The sequence below is a fragment of the Azospirillum humicireducens genome, from assembly GCF_001639105.2.
Taxonomy (GTDB): domain Bacteria; phylum Pseudomonadota; class Alphaproteobacteria; order Azospirillales; family Azospirillaceae; genus Azospirillum; species Azospirillum humicireducens.
Window position 1 is genome coordinate 3,112,587 of record NZ_CP015285.1, and the last position, 20,333, is coordinate 3,132,919.

The window sequence follows — 20,333 nt, forward strand, 5'->3', positions numbered from 1 at the left end:
TCAAGGAATCCAGCGGGTAAGGGAGGCGGCCTTGCGGGGCCCTGGTTGGCGGCCATCGGATGGTCGGCTGTTCGCCCATCATTGATACAATGTTTGAATTCAATGGCTTACCCGTCATCCCCGCAGAGGTGGGGAGCCAGGGAGCGCGGTATGGAAACCGACCGAGTCGGCTGGGTTCCCGCCTTCGCGGGAATGACGGACAGAGGAGCGGGGATAGGCTTTCCGGGTTTCGCGGCCGTTCTTCGCCCCCTTTCCCGCCGATGCGTCACCAAAGTTCAAACGCCCGGTCGAGTCGATTCCGGACCCTCAGCGTCACCAAAGTTCAAAGCCGCACGCCGGCGGCGTCACCAAAGTTCAGGAGTCATGCCGAGTCGGCTCGGATGGCAGCGTCACCAAAGTTCAAAGTCCAGACACTTGCCGCCCGGCCTGACGCCATTGGGCGTCACCAAGGTTCAGGCGGGCCTGTTCCGCAGAGCCGTTCGGCGGCAGCGGAGTCGATTGCCAACCGGGCCGGCTTGGCGGGGAACATGGCGCAGGATGCGATGACCACTTCCGAGGGGCGGATCGGGGGTGGAGACCGCGTCCATCAAGATGGAGATGGCATTGGCACGCATCGACCTGTGCGCGGGGGAACGCTTTGCCGAAATCCGCCGCGTCTTTACCGTATGACCGGCGGTGGCGGCCATGCCGGGGCAATTGTTGTGGCAACTCGCTGCGCCCTCCATTGACAAAGTTCCGGCAACTTGCTCAGACTCCGGCCGCCCGGATGGCCGTCCATATCGGGGCCGCAGTTGAGGGGGAATGACGGGAATGCTGTCGATTGCGGGCGACGAGATGCGCCAGCTGCGCGAGCGTCGCGGCGAGAACCAGACGCAGTTCGCCGAATGGCTGAATGCGCAGCTTGGCCGCAGCTATACCAAGGCGCGGATCAGCCGCTGGGAAAGCGGGGCGGAACGGATCCCGCAGCAGCTGGTCGATTTCCTGACCCGCCACAAGGCGGACGAGCGCCCCCGCGCCGCCACATATCTGGCGGTCGCCAACCAGAAGGGCGGCGTCGGCAAGACCGCGACCGCCGTCAACCTCGCCTATGCCCTGACCGAAGGGGGCGCGCGGGTCCTGCTGATCGACTGCGATTCGCAGAGCAACGCCACCGTCCATGTCGGCATCGGCAACGCCGCCATCGTCGCGCTGGAGCAGCAGCGCAAGACCCTCTACTACGTGCTGAGGTCGGAAGAGCCGCTGACCTCCGTCATCATGCCGACGGCGGAGCGCGGGCTTGATCTGGCGCCCGCCGGACTGTCGCTGGCCGACGCCGACGTGGAGCTGGCGGCGGATTCCACCGGCGGGCTGATCCTGCGGGAAAAGCTGGACGAGGTGCGGCATGCCTATGATTTCGTGGTGATGGACTGCGCGCCCAACCTGGGGCTGGTCACTGCCAACGCGCTGTCGGCGGCGGAACTGGTGGTGGTGCCGGTGCAGACGGAGGCGCTCGCCCTGCTGGGCGTCAAACGGCTGGTCGACACCATTGGCCGCATCCGCCGCCGGGTGAACCCGACCCTGCGCATCGCCGGCATCATCCCGACCATGTACAACGACCGGCTGACCCAGGACCGCGCCACGCTGCAGGAGCTGATGGAATCCTACGCCGATCAGGTGCCGGTCTTCGAACCCATCCCGCGCGCCACCGTCTATGGCAAGGCGGCGGCGGCCGGCATGATCACGCTGGCCGGCGATCCCAAGGCGCCGGGGGCCGAGACCTTCCGCGAGGTGGCGCGCCAGATCCGCGCCTATGCCCAGAACCGGGAGACCGGCCATGTCGCGTAAGTTCGAACGCAAGACCCGCGAGCTTCTGGGCGGTGCCGGCGAGCCGGGCGGCGTCGCGGCGGGCGCCATGCCGGGTGGGCTGACGGTGGGCAGCGACCGGCTGTTCGGCACCTCGGCCGGCTTCCCGCATGTGGTGGAACTGGACCTTGACCGTGTTCACCGCAACCCCGACCAACCGCGCCGCCATTTCGACGAGGCGGAACTGCGCAGCCTGGCATCCTCCATCGAGCGGCACGGGCTGCAGAACCCGATCCTGGTCCGCCCGCTGCCCCAGGGCGACTATCTGCTGATCGGTGGCGAGCGCCGCGTTCGCGCACACGAGATGCTTGGGCGCAAGACGGTCTTCGCCATCCTGACCTCCGGCGATCCGGACGAGATCGGGCTGATCGACAATGTCCAGCGTGTCGATTTGAATGCGGTGGAGTATGCGGCGGCGCTGGCCCGGCTCATCGACAAGCACGGCTACACCCATGACGAGCTGGCCGCCGTGGTCGGGCGCGACCGCACCGACGTGACCAAGCTGCTGGCGATCATGAGCCTGCCGGCGGAGATGCGGGAGGAGTATGCGACGGCGTTCGCCCATGTCTCGCGCTCCGTCATGATCGAGATCGCCGCCGCTCCGGCGGAGCTCCGCGCCGAGCTGTGGGAGCGCGCCAAGGAAGGGGCGAGCGTCAAGGCGGTGCGGCAGGCCAAGCGCGAGCATGCCCAGGGGGCTGTTGCGGGAGAGGCTGCCGAGACCGCCGCGGCGCCGGAGCCCGGACCGAAGGAGGCGATGCGCTCGCTGCAGGCCAGCGTGAAGCGGATCATGCGCGATGTCGCCGTGGTGCGAGAGCAGCGCCGCTACCTCGATCCGGACAACCGCGACCGGCTGATGCGGCTGCGCGCGGAGATCGATGCGATCCTCCAAGGGACGGAAGACGGGGCCTGACCGCTCAAGCCGCCAGTCGGCGGCTCCAGAACGGGCGGTCCCGCCAGCGGCGCTCCAGCCCGTACCAGCCGTGCAGATGGGCGCGGTAGGCGTCGCGGATCGGAGCGAGGCCGGCGGCGTAACCGGGCAGCGCGCTGGGGTCGCCGGACAGATGTCGGTCGGCGGCCTCCGCCGCGGCGAGGCCGGTGTAGAGCGCGTTGAAGATGCCCTGCGACGACAGCGGGTCGAAGCCCAGGGCGGCGTCGCCGACCGCCAGCCAGCCCTCGCCGGAGGCGGGTGACAGCGTGCTGCTGTGGGCGGCGCAGAAGCCGCCTCTCCCCTCCCCCTGCCCGTCCGGCGTGAAGCCGCAGGCGCGCAGCGAATTCGAAAGCACGGGACAGCCGGGCAGCCGGCGCAGCAGCGATGCGGTGTCGCGGGCATCGGCAGCGGCGGGCAGGTCGGCGTCGGTGTGGAAGGCGACGACCCGGCGGCCCGCGGGCAGCGGGGCGCTGTACCACCAGCCGTCCGGTTCCGCCTCGATCCAGGTCAGGCCGGACTGGCGGCCGGGGGCGTCCATCCCATGGACCCAGCCGCAGACCAGCCGGTCCGACACCGTCCGCCGGGCGCCGAGCCGCTTCGCCAGCGGCGAGCCGCGCCCGCCGGCATCGACCAGCAGGCGGGCACGCACGGGAAGGCGGCGGCCGGCGGTTTCCACCTCCAGCAGCCAGCCCTCCCCTGCCCTGTCCACCGACAAGGGCTGGGCCGGGACCAGCAGCGCCGCACCGCGCGACACCGCCACCCGGCGCAGCCATCCGTCGAAGCGGCCACGGTCGAGGTGCCAGCCCGGCCCGTCGAGGTCGCGGAGATTGTCGGCCTCGACCGGCAGCGGACCGCCCCAGACCGACCGGCCGCCATGGCAGGGGGAATGGCCTTCCGCCAGGAAAGCCTCCCACAACCCCATGTCGGTCAGCAGGCGGCGGGCGGCCGGGGCCAGCGATTCGCCGATGCGGACGGCAAGGCCGTCCCGCCGGTCCAGCACCAGCACCCGGCGCAGCGGCGCGAGGTTGAGGGCGAAGGCGGCCCCGGCGGGGCCTGCCCCCACCACAACCGCATCCGCCTCGATCGCGCCTGTCCGGATCACCGCAGCCCGCGCGGGAAGCGGCGGACCTTGTCGATCCGGCTGAGGTCGACCGGCTGGGTCGTCCGCAGCCCGCCGCCGCCGCCCGACGGGGCCGGCGCCTTGCTGGACAGGGTGCGGTGGGCGGTGCGGACCGCCTTGGTGTCCACCGTGTCGTCCACGTCGGGGATGGGGATGTGCTGGTCCTCCACCTCGATCAGCGGCGGGAACAGCTTGGCGCCTTCGGGATCGGTCGGGCCGGGATTGACCTCCACCACGCCGAGATGGTCGAAGTGATGGATCATGTTGTTGATCTGGTCGGTGTAGCTGGTGGTGCCCAGCGGCGCCACCCAGGCGGCGCGGTTGGCGAAGGCGGCCAGACGCACCTGGGCCGGCTGGGCCGCGTCCATCACGATCTCGTAGTTCTCGCGGGTCAGCACCTCGTTCGGCACGCGGGCCGGCCAGAAGGTCGGGACGTTGGGGTCGTAGCCGGGATCGTAGCCGGAGCGGCAGCTGCCGGTGTCGGTCTGCCACGGCACCGCCATCCAGCGGGTGATGCCGCCGGGAAGCTGGCCATAGAGCGGGCCGTTGGGAATCGTCACGGTGTCGCTGGACAGGATGGCGCCCATGCCCGGCTCCACCCAGCCCTTGGGCGCATGGGCGAAGCGGAAGGGCTCCATATACATGGTGGAGGCGCGGACCGGCCAGGTCATCTCGCAGCCGGGATGGAAGGCGTCGGCCAGGCAGAAGTCCAGCGCGGCGCGGGTCAGCACCTCGCCCTGCTGGTCCAGCGGCACCTGATCGAACTCGGTGTAGACCGGGACCTTGCCCCAGTCGTCGTCGAAATCGCCGGCGACCCACTGGTCGAGGAACTCCAGCTGGGTCTGGGTCAGCGAGGTGTATTGGCGCGGCGTCTGGGCCGGCGGAATGTTCATCGCGTCGCCATAGACCCAGGGCCAGGGCATCGGCGACCAGCTGTCGACATCGTCATGGCGGAAGGAGTTCTTCAGCACCCGCCGGGTTTCCTGGTTGGCGAGGCTGCGGTCGTTCAGCCGCGCGATCCAGTCCGGCTTGGTGAAGTCGTTGGCGGAGTTCCAGCCGAACCCGGCGGCGAACCCGGCATTGACCCATTGCAGCCCGGTCATCCGCTCGAACACCGGATAGATGTCGTGGGTGAAGGAGGGGCGGGTGGGCTTCGGCAGCGTGCCGGCCTGGATCGCCACGTCGCGCATCAGGTCCCACATGGTGCGGACGGACTTGCGCTGCGGCCCGTAGTTCGGCGGCGCCACGACGATCCAGGCGGGGGTGACCGGCAGCTCCATGCCGTTCAGCTTGACGACCGCATCGACCGGCCCGTCCGAGGTGTCGTCGTGCCAGCCCTCGTTGTTGCCGAAGGTGATCGCCTTGGTGCCGTTGTAGGACGAGGAGAAGCCGCGGCCGCCGGTGACCAGCAGGCGATGGTCGCCCTCCTCGCACCACATGCGGCCGAGATAGACCGGCTCGCCCTGGTGCATGAACTTGCCGGCGACCAGCTTGCGGCTCTGCTTGCCGTGGCCGGCGCGGATCGTCTCCTCCCCGGCGTCGAGAACCAGCGCCTTGCGGTCGGTCACGGTCGGGTTGCGCAGGGTCGTCGGATCGGCGGAGGCCGCTTCGGGAATGTCGAGCGCCAGCTGGAAGCTGTACCAGGCCGATTTCTGGTTGGCGAGATGGACTTTCCAGGTGATGTCGGCGCCGCTGTCGGCGGCGGTCAGCTCGCGGACGATCCGGCCCATGGCGTTGACGCCATAGATGCGGAAGCGCGCGGCCTGCGGCAGAAGCCGGCCCTTGGCGTCACGATAGGGGTTCTGCGCCGGGTCGTCGCCGGCCATCAGCGGCTTCGGATTCGGCACCTCGGGACCGACGACATAGCCCTCCGGCGCGTTGCCGATGCGGGCGATGCCGATGGGCGGGTAGATCACCGCCTTGACGATGCAGTCGTCCTTCGGCAGCGGCGGCGCCTGGGTGCGCGGCACCGTCGGCTGTTGCAGCGGCTGGCCGTTGGCCTGATGGCGGACGTCGGCGCCGTGGTTGTAGACGACCTTGCGCACCGCGGCGATGCTGCCCTGCGGCGCCAGCTCCACCGGCGTGCGCCAGATGTTGAAGGCCAGCTCCTGCCCATAGTCGCCCTGGCCGCGGGCGCAGACATCCTGCTTCGGCAGGATCAGCGTCGCCACCGGCTGGTAGGGGTATTGGTCGGTCGGCCATTCCTCCGTCGCCTTGTCCAGCGGATAGCCGGCGCTCTTGGGAACCACCTGAACCATGAAGGTGAAGCGGTATTCGTTCTCCAGCAGCCGGTTGGCGAGGTCGGTGGCGAGATAGTTCTTGTCGTCGGTCGGCACGTTGACCGCCGGATGCCCCGGCGGCGGCGCTTCCGGCACCAGCGAGTATCTGGCGTAGCGATCCGGGCCGAAGGCGAAGGGCAGGATCGCCCAATATTGGGTGGTCAGAACGCTGCCGTCCACCTGTGCCGACATGGCGTTCAGGATGCCGTCGGTCTTCGGGTGCTTCTTGAGATAGCCGGGATAGTCCTTCAGGACCGTGCCGGCATAGGTGAACTCGCACATCTCCTCGGCGTTATCGACGAAGAAGACGGGAAAGTTCTGCATGATGAAGTCGGCGACGTCGCCCGTCTCACCCAGCGCATTGACGCCATCGACGCCCCAGACCTTCAGCCCGATGCCGAGCGTCGATCCCAGATCCGGCGAGGTCGGGCCGGTGTCGCTGGAAAAGCGCATCCAGGCCGGCAGCTCGTCCCTGGCGAAGACGCCGACGCGCAGGGAGTCCGGCCGGTTCGGGTCCATCACCAGCCGGCCATGGGCGGCGCCGTGCAGCTTGCGGAACACCGCGCGTTCCGCCGGCGTCTGGCCCAGCGCGATGCGCTTCATCTGGCCCATGGCGATGAACATCTCGTCCAGCCGCTGGGTGGCGTTGGTCGCGCAGTCGAAGCAGGGGGGAATCGGGGAGGGATCTTTGGCCGTCATACGCTCCGTCTCCTGAATCGTCCGGCGGGGGTGCCGGGAAGGGTGGATGCCTGGATGAAAAGTGGTTTTGACGAATAGAATTTCGCGTGATGTGAGTCGTGCTTACGCGAGCACTCCAGGCGTTTCCACCGGAAATAATCTGCAATGCAAACATTTTTGCGTTAAGGAGGAGGTGCTGGGAGTGACATCCGTTGCGGTTGAGTGGGATTGCCGATATTCGTCCGACAGATCCGAAGACGCCGATGTGGGACGTCCCACAGTCATGCGTCGCAGACGCGTGGCTCCCTCTTCGGAGGAGAGGGGATTCCGCCTGCCCCGCGCCGGTGTATGATGGGCGAACCGTTCCGCAGGGGCCGACCGAGAATGACCGACAATTTCTTCGACATCGTTGCCGCACGTTTTCCCGCCGATGCCGACGCCCCGTTCATCGAGCTGGAGTCGGGACGGCGCTACAGCTATCGCGACCTGAAGGAGATCAGCGGACGCTATGCCCGGCTGCTGGCGGGACTGGGTGTCGCCAAGGGCGACCGTGTCGCGGTGCAGGTCGATAAGTCGGCGGAGGCGGTCTTCCTCTATCTCGCCTGCCTGCGCGCCGGGGCGGCCTATCTGCCGTTGAACACCGCCTATACCAAGGCCGAGGTCGGCTATTTCCTGGGCGACGCGCAGCCGAGGATCTTCGTTTGCACGCCGGCCAGCGCGGCGGCACTGGCCGACACCGCGGCGGCGGCCGGGGTGGGGACCCTGCTGACGCTCGGCATCGACGGGGATGGAACCCTGCCGGAGCGGGCGGCGGGGTTGGATGCGGAGTTCGCGACCGTGCCGTGCGCGGCGGACGATCTGGCGGCGATCCTCTACACCTCCGGCACCACCGGGCGGTCGAAGGGGGCGATGATGAGCCACCGCAACCTGTCCTCCAACGCCGCCACCCTGCACCGCATCTGGGGATTCCGGCCGGACGACCTGCTGCTGCATGCCCTGCCGATCTTTCATACCCACGGGCTGTTCGTCGCCACCAACTGCGTGCTGCTGAACGGCACCGGCATGCTGTTCCTGCCCAAATTCGACGCCGATGCGGTCTTCCGACTGCTGCCGCGCGCCACTGTGATGATGGGGGTGCCGACCTTCTACACCCGCCTGCTGGCCGACCCGCGCCTGACGCCGGAGGCGGCGGCCCATATGCGGCTGTTCATCAGCGGCTCCGCCCCGCTGCTGGCCGACACCCACCGGGAGTTCCGCGCGCGCACCGGCCACGCCATCCTGGAGCGCTATGGGATGACCGAGACCGGGATGCTCACCTCCAACCCGCTGGATGGCGAGCGCATCCCCGGCACGGTCGGCTTCCCCCTGCCCGAGGTGTCGGTGCGGGTGGTGGACGAGAAGACGGGGGAACCGGTCGCGGATGGCGGCATCGGCGTGCTGGAGGTGAAGGGGCCGAACGTCTTTTCCGGTTACTGGCGCATGCCCGAGAAGACGGCCCAGGAGTTCCGCCCCGGCGGCTGGTTCATCACCGGCGATGTCGGCCGGATCGACGGGCGCGGTTATGTCCACATCATCGGCCGCGCCAAGGATCTGGTGATCTCCGGCGGTTTCAACGTCTACCCCAAGGAGGTGGAGACGGCGATCGACGCCATCGACGGCGTGGTGGAGTCCGCGGTGATCGGCGTCCCCCATCCCGACTTCGGCGAGGCGGTGGTGGCGGTGGTTCTGCGCCGGCCGGGTTCGGACGCTGTCGACGAGGCGGCGGTGATCCGTGCCTGCAAGGAGCAGCTCGCCAACTTCAAGGTGCCGAAGGCGGTGGACTTCGTGGAGGAGCTGCCGCGCAACGCCATGGGCAAGGTGCAGAAAAACCTGCTGCGCGAAACGTACAGGGGGCTGTTCGGAGGATGAGGGCGGGGGGGACCGCACCGGCCCCCAACAAATCGCTTGTCCAGCATCGCCGCCGGGAGCAAAGCTCGCGCATCTGCCCGCCCTGCCCCTTTAGGAAGGAGTAGAGGGCCCCCGACCTGCCCCTGCGTGCCTTGCGATGATGATCCCCCTTCTCCGCCGCGCCGTCCTGCTGCTTGGGCTGGTGTCGGCCTTGGCCGTCTCCACCTTGGCCGCCTCCGCCATGGCCGGGCCGCGCAGCTATGCCGCCACCCATGGAGCGGCACCCTTCGTGACGGAGCATCTGATTCCGGGGTCCGACCTCGATCTCGGCCAGGTGGATCTGACGCTGCCGGGGACCAAGCTGGTGGCGCTGACCATCGATGACGGGCCGGACGACAACGACCCGCGCATCCTCGACATCCTGCGGGCGCATGGGGCCAGGGCGACCTTCTTCTATATCGGCGCCAAGATCCCGGCCCATCGCGACATCGCCCGGCTGGTCGCGGCGTCGGGCAACGAGGTCGGCAGCCATACCCAGACCCATCCGATGACCACCGACCTGAAGCCGGCCCAGCGCGAATGGAACCTTGCGCAGGCGGAAGCGGCGCTGGCCTCGGTCGGCGTGAAGGCCGCATGGTTCCGGCCGCCCTACGGCGATGTCGACGACGCGCTGGCGGCATTGGCGCGCAGCCATGGCATGGCGACGGTGCTGTGGACCGCCGACAGCCAGGACTGGAAGGACACCGGTCCCGACATCATCCGGCGCCGCATCGTCGAGCGGCTGACTCCTGGCGCCATCCTGCTGATGCACAGCACCAAGGCCGCTTCCGTTGCCGCGCTGCCGGCAATCCTGGAGGAGGGGGAGCGGCGGGGATACCGCTTCGTCACCATGACCGAATGGGAGGCGGCGATGCGGCAGGCGGTCACTCCGTCGCTGGCGCTGCTGCATCCGGCTCCGCGTCGGCGGTGATCGCCGCCGCCCATCGCCGGGGATGCAAGGATGTCCCATCGGCGGCGACGGCATGCTGATGTAGGATGGCGGCGGAGCAGCGCCCGATGTCCGCGGCGGCTGCCGGGAATGCCGCCATGCCTGTCGAACCCTTCACCCTGATCCTCTCCCTGCTTCAGCAGATGTGCGTCTATCTGGTGATCGCTTATCTGCTGAGCCGGACGCCGCTGTTCCTGCCGCTGACCCATGTGACGGTGCGCTGGCCGCACAAGCTGGCCTGCTACGTGATCTTCTCGATCTTCTGCATCATGGGCACTTATTTCGGCCTGCACATCGACGACAGCATCGCCAACACCCGCGCCATCGGCGCGGTGCTGGGCGGCATCTTCGGCGGGCCGTCGGTGGGGCTGGCCGTCGGGCTGACCGGCGGCATGCACCGCTATTCGCTGGGCGGCATGTCGGCGCTGGCCTGCGCCATCTCCACCATGGCGGAGGGGCTGATCGGTGGGCTGGTCCATCGCCACATGGTGCGCCAGGGCCGGATCGAGCCGCTGTTCAACCCGCTGCGCGTCGGTGCCGTCACCTTCGTGGCGGAGGTGGTGCAGATGCTGATCATCCTGGCGGTGGCGCGGCCGTTCGAGGCGGCGGTGCATCTGGTCGAGGTGGTGGCAGCCCCGATGATCGTCGCCAACACGCTGGGGGCGGCGCTGTTCATGCGCATCCTGCTGGAGCGCCGCGTCCTGGACGAGAAGCAGTCCAGCGCCTTTTCCGCCAAGGCGCTGAAGATCGCCGCGCGCTGCGACGGCGTGCTGCGCGGCGGCTTCAACAGCGAGAACAGCACCCGCGTCGCCCGCATCATCTATGAGGAGACCGGCGTCGGCGCCGTCGCCATCACCGACCGCGAGAAGCTGCTGGCCTTCATCGGCATCGGCGACGACCACCATCTGCCGGGCACGCCGATCAGCTCGCGCCAGACCCATCAGGCCATCGCCAACAATCAGGTCATCTACGCCGACGGCAACGAGGTCGCCTATCGCTGCTCGATCAGTCCGACCTGCCGGCTGGGGGCGGCGCTGGTCATCCCGCTGGTCGGCGAGGATGGCGGGGTGATCGGCACCATCAAGCTGTACGAGCCGAAGACCAAGATCTTCTCCACCATCAACCGGACGCTTGGCGAGGGCATCGCCCGGCTGCTGTCCAACCAGATCCTGGCCGGCCGCTACGAGCAGCAGAAGGCCCTGCTGGCGCAGTCGGAGATCAAGCTGCTGCACGCGCAGGTGAACCCGCATTTCCTGTTCAACGCGTTGAACACCATCTCCGCCGTCATCCGCAACGACCCGGAGCGGGCGCGCCAGCTGGTGCAGAACCTGTCCACCTTCTTCCGCAAGAACCTGAAGCGCCCCAGCGAGACGGCGACGCTGGCCGACGAGATCGAGCATGTCAGCGCCTACCTGCAGATCGAGCTGGCGCGCTTCACCGGGCGGCTGGCGGTGGAGATCGAGGTGCCGGACGATCTGCGCCATGCGGCGATGCCGGCCTTCTCGCTCCAGCCCCTGGTGGAGAACGCGATCAAGCATGGCACCGCGCAGCTGCTGGGCGACGGCCATGTCCGCATCGCGGCGAAGCGGGAGGGCGGCGACCTGCTGCTGTCGGTGGAGGACAATGCCGGGCTTTACGAGGCCAAGCCGGGCGGCGACGGGTTGGGCATGACCATCGTCGACCGCCGCATCCGCAACCGCTACGGTGAGGCGTATGGCGTCTCCATCGCCTGCGACCCCGATGTCTTCACCCGCGTCACCCTGCGCCTGCCCTTGCCCATCGAAGAGACCGTGCCCGCATGATGGCCCACCGCCCGATGGCCCGCCCATGATGAACATCCTGATCGTCGACGACGAGCCGCTGGCGCGGGAGGAACTGCGCCGGATGCTGGAGGAGGCCGCCGACATCCGCGTCGTCGGCGAATGCGCCAACGCCATCGAGGCGATCGGTGCCATCAACCGGCAGTCGCCCGACGTCGTGTTCCTCGACATCCAGATGCCGCGGGTCAGCGGGCTGGAGATGCTGAGCATGCTCGACCCTGACCGCATGCCGCGCATCGTCTTCCTGACCGCTCATGACGAGTATGCGGTCAAGGCCTTCGAGGAGCATGCCTTCGACTATCTGCTGAAGCCGGCCGACCCGGCGCGGCTGGCCAAGACCCTGCAGCGGCTGCGCCGCCAGCATGCCCCGCAGGAGGTCGGCGTCCTGCCGGGAGCGGCCGAACTGCGCCATATCCCCTGCACCGGGGTCAACCGCATCACCCTGATGAAACTGGCCGACGTCGAGTATGTCGTCTCCCGTCCGGCCGGCGTCTATGTGGTGGGGGAGGACGGGCAGGAGCGCTTCACCGAACTGACGCTCCATACCATCCAAGAAAAGAGCCAGCTGTTCCGCTGCCACCGCCAGTTCCTGGTCAACCCGGAACGCATCCGCGAGATCCATTTCGTCGACGGCGGTCTGGCGGAGATCCTGACCACCGGCGGCCACACCGTGCCGGTCAGCCGGCGCTTCCTGGGGCCGCTGAAGGAACGGCTGGGAATGGGGTGAGCCGTATCGTCCGGTCTCGGAAGACCGGCGGCCGCCTTGCCAACCGGGTGGAGATCCGCAGCGGGGTCACTCCGACCTGACGCGCCATCGGTCCGCCATACTGCGAACGGAAAAGGCTCCTTCCCGAGCGGCAGGGGCCTTTTTGCTTTTGCTGACCTGTTGAGACAAGGCGCTGGCCCAGTTGTCCGGCGGGTATCCGGAAGAACACCACTGGGAAGCCGGAAGCATCGCAAGGGATGAATCCAAGGGATTTGACGGGCGTCTCGCCTATTCCGTTCAATGAACTTTTGTGCGTATTGGAGATTGATCTCACGATTGTAACAGAAATTACCACCTATTCGTCCAATGCTGGGAAAATGGCTCACCATTGCCCCAGCGGTCCGACCATCGTGGCGCCGCATCGCAACCGCTAAGGATACGGATCAATGGCCACGACCTCCGGGAACTCGACCATCATCGTGACCGCCGAAGGCACCGAACGGGCGCACTTCACCCTGCTCGTCGACGGCAAGAAGATCGGTGAGGGCACCACGGGCAGCACGGCCAAGGACTTCGTCTTCAAGACGGACGTCGCACAGGACCAGGCCCACACGGTGCAGGTTCGGTATGACAATGACGGATATGTGAACGGCAAGGACCGCAACCTGATCGTCAACGAGATCTCGATCAACGGCAAATCGGTCCTGCCGACCGACGACATCGTCACCTACGACAAGGGCGCGCTGGATGGCCGTGATGTGGTGGCCGGCCAGAAGCAGATGTGGTGGAACGGCACGCTGGCGGTGGAGGCCGGCAAGAGCTATTTCGCCGGTGACAAGGTGGCGGCGCCCGCCGAACCGACCCCTGTCGAGCCCACGCCCAGCGAACCCACTCCGGGCGTGCCGAAGCCGAGCGGCCCCGGCTTCTATGTCGCCAAGAACGGCAACGACAGCTGGTCCGGCAAGCTCGCCGCCCCCAATGCCGACGGCACCGACGGCCCCTTCGCCTCGCTGCAGAAGGCGCAATCCGCCATGCGTGCCGATCCCACCATCGACACCACCTATGTGCGCGGCGGCGACTATTACCCGAACAATCCGATCTGGCTGGACGGCCAGGATTCGGGCGTCACCTTCACCGGCTACGGCAACGAGAAGGCGGTGATCCACGGCAGCGCGCAGGCGTCCGTGTCCTTCGGCCTCGGCGGCGCCAAGGATGTGACCATCGAAGGGCTGACCTTCACCGGCGGCGTCGCCAATGGTCATTATGTCTTCGCCGACAATGCCGCCGGCCTGACCTTCGCCAACAACAGCGTCACCGGCGGCGGCTATGGCATCACGGTGCAGAACAGCGCCAACAGCAAGGTCATCGGCAACCAGTTCGACCGCACCGGTGCCGAGGCCGTCTTCGTCAAGGCCGGCTCCAACGCCACGCTGGTGTCCGACAACCTGATCCGCCACCCCAACGCCGCCGACCGCGGCGACGCCGGCATCTGGGTCAACGGCAGCTCCGACGTCAAGATCACCCACAACCAGATCGAAAATTCTCCGGAGAAGGCCATCGCCGTTGGCTCGGTCCAGACGGACGGCAGCGACGCGACCTACCGCGCGACCATCGCCTTCAACAAGGTGATCGACGCCAACCTGGATTCGAACGACGGTGGCGGCATCTACCTGATCAACCGCCAGCAGGATTTGACCGGCCACAGCGTCGTCAACAACGACGTGTCGGGCACCACGGCCACCAACCCGTCTGGCAGCGTGGCGAGCTGGGGCATCTATCTCGACGACTGGACCAGCGGCGCCACGGTGAAGGGCAACGTCGTCCATGACAACATCGGCGGCGTGTTCCTGCATGGCGGCTGGAACAACACGGTCACCGAGAATGTGATCGCCGGCAACAGCGGCGCCCAGATCGGCCTGCAGCAGGATGTCGCCTGGAGCGGCTGGAAGGGCAAGGCGATGAGCGGCAACGACATCTCCGGCAATGTCGTCGATGTCAGCGAGGGCATGGCCGTCCACATCTATGGCCCAGCCGGGGTCGGCAACATCCACGACAACTTCTACAGCAACCTGGATGCGTCCAAGGATCTGTTCGATGTCTGGCCGCAGGTGATGGCCGGCGGCGGCAAGGGCGATCTGGCGGAGTGGAAGGCCGCGGGATACGACAAGGGCTCCGTCACGCTGAATCCCGGCTTCGTCAATCCGGGGGCGGACGACTTCAGCCTGTCGGCGAACTCACCGGTTCATGGGATGGGCTTCGACCATATCCCCTACGGCGACATCGGGCTGCTGGGCTGATCGGTCCCGCCCGCTCCAACCCAAGGACGTGAAAGCGGGCCGCCCGGCGACGGGCGGCCCGTTGCCGTTCGGGCCGCGCGTGACCGAAATGCCGCCGCCGGTGTTATACCAGCGGTCATTGATGATGACCGCTGGTATCCGCGCCGACTGGCGCGGCGGCGGCCCATGCCGCCGAAGCTCTTGATCCTGACAGGTCAGGATCAAGAGCCGCTGGTGTTACCTGACCGGTGACGCGGAAATCGGGGGGCGGCGATGGGGCATCTGCGGCGGTGGTGGGCGATCGTTCTCGACGCGGCCTATGGCTGGATCGACGACGACGCGATGAGCATGGCTGCATCCATCGCCTTCTACACCATCTTCTCGCTGGCGCCGCTGGCGATCCTGGTGATCGCGCTGGCCGGGCTGGTCTTCGGCGACGAGGCGGCACGGGGCGCGCTGGTCGAGCAGTTGTCGGCGCTGGTCGGGCGGGAGGCCGGCCAGACCCTGCAGGATCTGATCGCACGGGCCGGCGCGCGGGACACCGGCATCCTGGCGAGTATCATCGGCATCGGAACCATCGTCGTCGGCGCCACCACCGTCTTCGTCGAACTGCAGACCGCGCTGAACCGCATCTGGAAGGTGGCGGCGCCACAGGAATCGACCATCACATGGCTGGTGCGGGTGAGATTGAAGGCCCTGGCGCTGATCGGGGCGATCGGCTTCCTGCTGATCGTCTCGCTGGTGGTCAGCGCCGCCCTGGCGGCGGTCGGCACTTGGGCTGCCGGGTGGGCTGCCGGGTGGGCCGCCGGCTATCTGCCGGCGATGCCGTCGCTGCTGTGGCTGTTCGACATGGCGGTGTCCTGGACGGTGCTGACCGGGCTGTTCGCGCTGATCTACCGGATCCTGCCGGACACCCGCATCCGCTGGACCGACGTGTGGCTGGGGGCTGCGGTCAATGCCTTCCTGTTCGCGGTGGGCAAGCTCCTGATCGGCTTCTACATTGCCACCAGCGGCGTGGTGACGGTCTATGGCGCTGCCGGGTCCTTCGTGCTGATCCTGCTGTGGGTCTATTATTCCGCCGTCATCTTCCTGTTCGGGGCGGAGCTGACCCGCGCCTATTCGGAGCGCAAGGGCAGCCGGTCGCACGATCTTCCTGATGGCCGCCCTCCTATCGGCCGCAGCAGCCCCGCCCCAGCGTCATCAGGATCTGCCGTGCCTTGAAGCTCCGGCGGTCGAGCGGCGGCTCGTCGGGAGCGAACCGGGCCTGGGCCTCGCGGTAACGCTCATAGGAGTCGTCGTTGAACAGCCGGCGCAGGTTTGTCAGCGCCTTGCGCAGCGGCGTGGGGCAGGGGGCGGTCGAGCTGGACATGGATTGGCCTCCGGGATGCTGTCCGGCAGTGTGGGATGTCCCACACTAGCGCCGTCGCCCGGCGCAAGGGGCCGATTCCCGGCGAACGGCGGCATCGTCGCACCGAGCGGCGCTATGGCGATTTGAGCGGCGCCGCTCGGCCCCTGTCCGCTGCCGCTCGGCACGTCCTGACTGCCGCTCGCGGCATTCCACCCCACGGGCTTGGATTGGCGGCGTAGACCGATGGCACGTCCTTTTCAGGAGAGCCGTCATGGATCACGCCCTAACCTTTGTGATCGCGACACTCTGCATCCTTACGCTCTGCTACCGCTTCTACGGCGTGTTCTTCGTGCGCAAGGTTCTTCGTGCCGACGATTCGGAAGTCACCCCGTCCCACATCCTGGCCGACGGTAAGAACTATGTGCCCACCAAGAAGTGGGTGAACGCCGGCCAGCATTTCGCCGCCATCGCCGCCGCCGGCCCGCTGGTCGGCCCGGTGCTGGCCGCCCAGTTCGGCTATCTGCCGAGCTTCCTGTGGCTGCTGATCGGCTGCGTCATCGGCGGTGCGGTGCATGACACGGTCGTGCTGTTCGCCTCGATGAAGCACAAGGGACAATCGCTGTCCGAGGTCGCCAAGGCCGAACTCGGCCCGGTGGCCGGCTGGTGCACCGGTCTGGCGATGCTGTTCATCATCACCATCACCATGGCCGGCCTGTCGATGGTCGTCGTCCATGCGCTGGAACGCAACGCCTGGGGCGCCTTCGCGGTGTTCATGACGATCCCGATCGCCATCGCGCTCGGCCTCTACGAGAAGGTCACCGGCTCGTCCAAGGGCGCCACCCAGGTCGGCATCGCCGCCATCGCCGCCTCGGTCTTCGCCGGCCCCTACATCCAGGGCACGCTGCTGGGCGAGTGGTTGACGCTGCATGCCGAGACCGTCGCCATCATCCTGCCCATCTACGCCTTCTTCGCCACCGCCCTGCCGGTGTGGCTGCTGCTGACCCCGCGCGGCTACCTGTCCAGCTTCATGAAGGTCGGCGTGTTCGGCGCGCTGGTCGTCGGCGTCGTCTTCATCAACCCGGAGATCCGCTTCCCCGCCCTGACCGACTTCATCCATGGCGGCGGCCCGGTGCTGAACGGCCCGGTCTGGCCCTTCATCTCCATCACCATCGCCTGCGGCGCCATCTCCGGTTTCCATGCCTTCATCGGGTCGGGCACCACGCCCAAGCTGATCGACAAGTGGAGCGACATCCGTCCGGTGGCCTTCGGCGGCATGCTGGCGGAATGCCTGGTCGGCGTCATGGCGCTGATCGCCGCCACCTCGCTGCATCCGGCCGATTACTTCGCCATCAACTCCTCGCCGGCGGCTTTCAAGGCCCTGGGCATGAGCGTGGTCGATCTGCCGCGGCTGAGCCAGGAAATCGGCCTCGACCTCTACGGCCGCACCGGCGGTGCGGTGACGCTGGCGGTCGGCATGACCGAGATCTTCACCCGCGTTCCGTGGTTCAACAGCCTCGCCTCCTACTTCTTCCAGTTCGTGGTGATGTTCGAGGCGGTGTTCATCCTGACCGCCGTGGACAGCGGCACCCGCGTCGCCCGTTACCTGATCCAGGACCTGCTGGGCGACGTCTATGCCCCGATGAAGCGGCTGGACTGGGTTCCCGGTTCGATCATCGCCAGCGTCATCGCCTGTGTGGCCTGGGGCTATCTGCTGACCTCGGGCGACATCAACTCGGTCTGGGCCCTGTTCGGCGTGTCGAACCAGCTGATGGCCTCGGTCGGCCTGATCATCGGCGCCACCATCATCCTGCGGCTGGCGCAGAAGCGGGTCTACATGCTGACCTGCCTGGTTCCGCTGGCCTATCTGTTCGTCACCGTGAACGTCGCCGGCTATTGGATGATCGCCAACGTCTACTTGAACAAGGCCGCCAAGGGCTACAACCCCTTCAACGCCGGCATCTCCATCATCATGCTGACGCTGGGTTTCGTGATCCTGATCGCTGCCCTGAAGAAGTGGAAGGAGCTGTTCCAGGCCCGCGCCCTGGAGGTTCCGATGGTCGCCACCCCGGCAGAGTGAGGAGACCTTCCTGACGCGGTCCGTCCGGACCGGAGCCTGACAAACGAAACGGGCCATGTGGGACATCCCACATGGCCCGTTTCGTTTGTGCTCCGCCTGGCCGACCCGTTGATCGAAAGGGTAGGGAGGTTTCCGTCTTCCGTTGTCAGGCCATGCACGGAAAGTCAGTGGGCCATTTTGTGCGGTGACGTTGCTGGTGTTTGCCTTAATTTTGGAGAGATCGCATCAGTGTCCGAATGGTTTAGACATCTCTGGTGGAGACGCGAGCATGTTGCAGGTTGTCTTCCGAAGCCAGTTGACGATTCTGCTCTCCTATCTCGATATCCAGCAGTCATGCCTTGAGGCGGCACGGAGCAACAGGAAGGCCGGTGTCACAGGCTTCATGGTGGAATGCGGTGGCGTGTTCCTTCAGTCGATCGAAGGACAGCGGTCCGATGTCACCAAAGCGCTCCAGCGCGTCCATCGGGACACGCGCCACGGCAACATCAGGATCGTCTATTCCGAACAGGGCATCCCCCGGCGACGGTTCGGCGCCTGGGCGATGAACGTCATGTTCCTGGACGATGACAGCCTCTGCAAGACGGTGTTCGGGTCGGAATACGCCTGCGACGAGATGCTGGTCCCGTCCATGGACCCGGCCTTTGCCATGGGTGTGCTCGCGGTGGCCTATCGGCACGCCTGTTCGATGACCGCCATCGCACCTGCGGCTGGCGGCGGCGGCCTGGGCCGCATCCCGCGGATCGACGACATGATCGGGCGGTAGGGCGGCGGCACTGCGCAGCCGGACGCTATATCAGGCCCCAGCTTTTTGCCCCGGCCATCAGGACGACCACAGCCAGCAGGGACAGGATGGTGGCCAGCCCGATCGGCAAGGCGCGGCGGTAGATGGCGCCTTCCGCCTGCTGCAGTCCGACGAGGCCGGCGGCAAGCACGATGCGGCCGGGGGTCAGCATGGTGCAGATGCTCCCCGAAACGGTCTGGATCGCCGCGGTCAGCATCGGCGGCAGGCCGCTCTCGGCGGCGAGGCTCAGCTGGATATGCATCATCAGGGCGTTGGACGCGGTGTTGGAACCGGTCAGCATGCCGGCGGCACCGCCGAACAGCGGGGTCGCCAGCACGGCGAAGCGTCCGGCGATCTCGCGCCATGCCTGTCCGAACATCGCCGCGCCGCCGGATGCAGCCATGAAGGCGGCGAATTCGACGAAGACCAGCGTTGCCGCCATCGGCACCAGCGCCGCACGAAGGGCGCCGCGGATCACCTCGCCCGCCTTGGCGGCCGGCAGCCCGGCCAGCAGGATGGCGGCGATCACCACCAGCCAAGTGGCGGGATGGCGCAGCAGGGCCAGCGGGGCCAGCCCGCCGAACGGGTCGAGCACCAGCAAGGTCGCCGTCCAGTCCGAGAGTGGCGGCAGCAGCCGCGTCGCCATCAGCGCCGCGATCAGCAGCACATAGGGCCACAGCCGCTCCATCAGCCCCGCCATCGCCATTCGCGGCCCGCCACCATCGCTACGCAGCAGGCGCGGCCCCTCCACCAGCACCAGCAGCACGCCCGTCGCCAGCCCGCCGCCCAGTTCCGGGGCGACGAAGCGGTTGGTCAGCCAGATCAGCCCGGCCAGACACAGCAGGAGGCCGACGTCGCCCACCCGCTCGCGCGGGGTGGAGCGCAGGCCGCAGCCGTGGATCAGTCCCCAGAACACCGGCAGCAGGCAGGGCAGCACCACCGCCATCAGCAGGGCGCTGGCCGTCCCGAGCTCGGTGAAGGTCACGCCGATCAACTCGGCCCCGACCCGCGTGCCGACCCCCATCGCGCCCCAGGCCGCCAGCACCTGGCTGAACAGGCCGAGGGCAGCGGCCTGGACCGGCGGCAGCCCCATATGGCGCAACATGGCAAGGGCAACGACCAGTCCGACGCCGAACCCGGTCACCGACTCCGCGAAGGGGCCGACCAGGAAACAGGCGACGAAGACGGCGCGCCGGCGGTTCTCCTGCGCGACCGCGGCGGATTGGATGCCGCGCGCCTCATAGGCGCGGTGGAACAGCAGGCCGGCGGCGATGATCGACATGGCATGCCACGCCAGCCACGCCCCTTCGCCCGCCTTCACGGCTGCCTTGGTCAGCACCGCCATGTTCAGCATGGCCATGTCCGGCATCCCGGCGAGCGGAGCCTGCGCGGCGATCATCGTCACGAACGCCAGCGTCATGCCGGCCAGCCCGGCCGTCAGCAGGCTGACGCGGCGGGAGACAAGGAGCAGGATCGTGCCGACGAGCGGCATCATGTGGAAGGCCAGGGTCATGATCGGGCAGGGGGTGTCCGGAAGGGGAGGGCCGGCACTGTCGGCGGCCGTCTCCTTGGGATACTAGTATATCTCCCCGGCTGCAACCTT

At 67.6% G+C, this 20,333-nt stretch carries 14 protein-coding genes; 10 read left to right on the top strand and 4 right to left on the bottom strand.

What is annotated here, in order from left to right; translation table 11 throughout:
* The first annotated feature begins 810 nt into the window (after positions 1–810).
* Together A6A40_RS14465 and A6A40_RS14470 are read left to right on the top strand one after the other, a co-directional pair.
* A complete protein-coding gene (locus A6A40_RS14465) occupies positions 811–1,824 on the top strand; it encodes an AAA family ATPase (protein ID WP_236783686.1) in 1,014 nt (337 codons plus the stop codon).
* Positions 1,814–2,752, top strand: a complete 939-nt coding sequence (locus A6A40_RS14470; protein ID WP_063635996.1) for a ParB/RepB/Spo0J family partition protein — start codon at positions 1,814–1,816, stop codon at positions 2,750–2,752. Before A6A40_RS14465 ends, A6A40_RS14470 begins: the two co-directional genes overlap by 11 nt.
* 4 nt (positions 2,753–2,756) lie before the next feature.
* Here the strand turns inward: A6A40_RS14470 and A6A40_RS14475 are convergent, their stop codons facing one another.
* Both A6A40_RS14475 and A6A40_RS14480 read right to left on the bottom strand, forming a co-directional pair.
* A complete protein-coding gene (locus tag A6A40_RS14475) occupies positions 2,757–3,872 on the bottom strand; it encodes an NAD(P)/FAD-dependent oxidoreductase (protein ID WP_063635997.1) in 1,116 nt (371 codons plus the stop codon).
* On the bottom strand, positions 3,869–6,868 hold the full coding sequence (locus tag A6A40_RS14480; RefSeq protein WP_063635998.1) for a LodA/GoxA family CTQ-dependent oxidase: 3,000 nt from the start codon (positions 6,866–6,868) through the stop codon (positions 3,869–3,871). Before A6A40_RS14480 ends, A6A40_RS14475 begins: the two co-directional genes overlap by 4 nt.
* 363 nt (positions 6,869–7,231) lie before the next feature.
* Between A6A40_RS14480 and A6A40_RS14485 the strand changes: the two genes are divergently transcribed.
* The 6 genes from A6A40_RS14485 (at position 7,232) to A6A40_RS14510 (ending at position 15,745) form a co-directional block, all read left to right on the top strand.
* On the top strand, positions 7,232–8,755 hold the full coding sequence (locus tag A6A40_RS14485; protein WP_063635999.1) for a malonate--CoA ligase: 1,524 nt from the start codon (positions 7,232–7,234) through the stop codon (positions 8,753–8,755).
* 136 nt (positions 8,756–8,891) lie between these two features.
* Positions 8,892–9,704, top strand: a complete 813-nt coding sequence (locus A6A40_RS14490) for a polysaccharide deacetylase family protein (RefSeq protein WP_063636000.1) — start codon at positions 8,892–8,894, stop codon at positions 9,702–9,704.
* Between the two features lie 116 nt (positions 9,705–9,820).
* On the top strand, positions 9,821–11,524 hold the full coding sequence (locus A6A40_RS14495) for a sensor histidine kinase (protein WP_063636313.1): 1,704 nt from the start codon (positions 9,821–9,823) through the stop codon (positions 11,522–11,524).
* Positions 11,525–11,549: 25 nt separating this feature from the next.
* Positions 11,550–12,269, top strand: a complete 720-nt coding sequence (gene btsR / locus A6A40_RS14500; protein ID WP_108546677.1) for a two-component system response regulator BtsR — start codon at positions 11,550–11,552, stop codon at positions 12,267–12,269.
* A 425-nt stretch (positions 12,270–12,694) separates the two neighbouring features.
* Positions 12,695–14,545 (top strand): right-handed parallel beta-helix repeat-containing protein, encoded by a 1,851-nt coding sequence (locus tag A6A40_RS14505; protein WP_063636001.1) that lies wholly within the window; start codon positions 12,695–12,697, stop codon positions 14,543–14,545.
* Between the two features lie 252 nt (positions 14,546–14,797).
* Positions 14,798–15,745, top strand: coding sequence for a YihY/virulence factor BrkB family protein (locus A6A40_RS14510; protein WP_063636002.1), 948 nt, complete (start codon positions 14,798–14,800; stop codon positions 15,743–15,745).
* On the opposite strand, the gene A6A40_RS14515 is transcribed toward A6A40_RS14510, so the two are convergent.
* Entirely contained in the window at positions 15,693–15,893 is a 201-nt protein-coding gene (locus A6A40_RS14515; RefSeq protein WP_063636003.1) for a YbdD/YjiX family protein, read from the bottom strand. The genes A6A40_RS14510 and A6A40_RS14515 overlap by 53 nt on opposite strands.
* A gap of 250 nt (positions 15,894–16,143) precedes the next feature.
* Here A6A40_RS14515 and A6A40_RS14520 point away from each other — a divergent pair, with 250 nt between their 5' ends.
* Positions 16,144–17,949 (top strand): carbon starvation CstA family protein, encoded by a 1,806-nt coding sequence (locus tag A6A40_RS14520; protein ID WP_063636004.1) that lies wholly within the window; start codon positions 16,144–16,146, stop codon positions 17,947–17,949.
* Between the two features lie 184 nt (positions 17,950–18,133).
* On the top strand, positions 18,134–18,712 hold the full coding sequence (locus A6A40_RS14525) for a BLUF domain-containing protein (protein WP_146191563.1): 579 nt from the start codon (positions 18,134–18,136) through the stop codon (positions 18,710–18,712).
* A gap of 25 nt (positions 18,713–18,737) precedes the next feature.
* Here the strand turns inward: A6A40_RS14525 and A6A40_RS14530 are convergent, their stop codons facing one another.
* Complete coding sequence (locus tag A6A40_RS14530; RefSeq protein WP_063636006.1) at positions 18,738–20,243, bottom strand: L-lactate permease; 1,506 nt, start codon at positions 20,241–20,243, stop codon at positions 18,738–18,740.
* Positions 20,244–20,333 lie beyond the last annotated feature (90 nt).